Below are 1,322 nucleotides of genomic sequence, written 5' to 3' on the forward strand. Positions count from 1 at the left end.
TTGTAGGGTCAGAGTTCGTCATGGCTTTTTCCTGCTTCGATTGCTCCAGTGTAGCCCCATTACGACCGCGAAAGCCGTAATGGCTTTTCCTTCTCGGCGGCGCCGGACGCCTCGACCATGTCGTTGAACAATCGCGCGTTGAGCAAGTACGTCTGCTTGAGAAGGCTGTACCAGGGGTTCGCGCTCCAGGCTTCGGCGTTGAAGCGTCGGTCACCGCGTTCGAGCTGGACCGCCGGCTCTGATTTCTGCCCCCTTGTATTTGCAATCATTCCAGCGTAGAGCGCCATCTGCTGTTGCCAGTAATGCGCCTGTGCCTGTGCCTGCGCCAGCGCGAGCGTGGGGATGCTGGCGGAAGTCGAAAGCGCTTCGCCGATCTACCCCAGACGCGCCGGTGTAGGCCTGCAGTAGCGTCCGCCCCGATTTGAAGAAGCCCTGAATGAACTCGTCCAGCATGTTGAAAGCCGCGGCCATGCTCTCTTGGGAGTGGTAATCCAGCGTCCCTGCCGGCCCCGTCACGAGAAGGGCAAGGGACTGCTCGCGCAACGGGCGCAGCGTGTCGGCTATTTGCGCTGAAGCATCTGCTGGATCTCCGCCGCGTGTTCATTCGCACGCTTGGTGAGGCTCGCCATTGCCTCGACTTGCGACTTGCGTGCGATTTCGGCCAGATCCTTGATGTCCTGGACCGCCTTCAGACACGCATTGCGCGCCACTTCGGCGTGTTTGCCAGGGTCCGTCGCGCCGACCTGGGCGGCTGCCTGAATGTCCTGCATGGCCTGCGTCAGCATCTCGGTCTGCTTGCGGGCGAACGCCTGCATCGCGCCATACGCGGACTTGTTTGCCTCGACGATCGCCTCGATGTCCTTCTTGCGCGACTCGACCAACGCGGACATATCGACGCCCGGCACGTTGAACTGCTCGAACACCTTTGTCAGATCGCCAAAGGGATTTGTCTGTTCAGTCATCACTGTCTCCTAGGTTTTCGTGAGAACTACGTCCTGTGAGCTTACACTCAATGTGGGGCGATATCAGCATCACGAGCGCATCGCCTCAATCGCCACTTTCCGTTGCCAGTACATACGCGTTGCAACGACGACGCCTTCGCCAGAGCGGTTGGTTTGTGGACACGAGACGTGCACGTTGGCGCCAGTGTGACCGGTGCCTTGAAAGGAGATACTGCGTCTGGTTGAACCGTTCCCCTGTGTAGGGATGGTGTTCAGGATCGCTCATTCTGCTAGTGGGTGGCTATTTCTGCTAATACCGCCGGGTCGAAGTTGAGCAGTTAGCATTTCTGTATAAATGACGGATGCTGACGGAAGATGTGA

The 1,322-nt window shown here is 58.7% G+C and carries 2 protein-coding genes; both read right to left on the reverse strand.

The window, feature by feature from the left end; translation table 11 throughout:
• Positions 1-59 precede the first annotated feature (59 nt).
• A complete protein-coding gene (locus tag AWB74_RS48115; protein ID WP_061152809.1) occupies positions 60-287 on the reverse strand; it encodes a hypothetical protein in 228 nt (75 codons plus the stop codon).
• A 273-nt stretch (positions 288-560) separates the two neighbouring features.
• A complete protein-coding gene (gene phaP / locus AWB74_RS44605) occupies positions 561-962 on the reverse strand; it encodes a TIGR01841 family phasin (RefSeq protein WP_061152810.1) in 402 nt (133 codons plus the stop codon).
• Positions 963-1,322 lie beyond the last annotated feature (360 nt).

It is taken from the genome of Caballeronia arvi (assembly GCF_001544695.2).
In the GTDB taxonomy this organism is placed as follows: Bacteria; Pseudomonadota; Gammaproteobacteria; order Burkholderiales; family Burkholderiaceae; genus Caballeronia; species Caballeronia arvi.

Excerpts from the sequence above, each read along its gene's own strand:
- phaP (WP_061152810.1), bottom strand. The coding sequence starts at position 962 with ATGACTGAACAGACAAATCCCTTTGGCGATCTGACAAAGGTGTTCGAG.
- AWB74_RS48115 (WP_061152809.1), bottom strand. The coding sequence starts at position 287 with ATGGCGCTCTACGCTGGAATGATTGCAAATACAAGGGGGCAGAAATCA.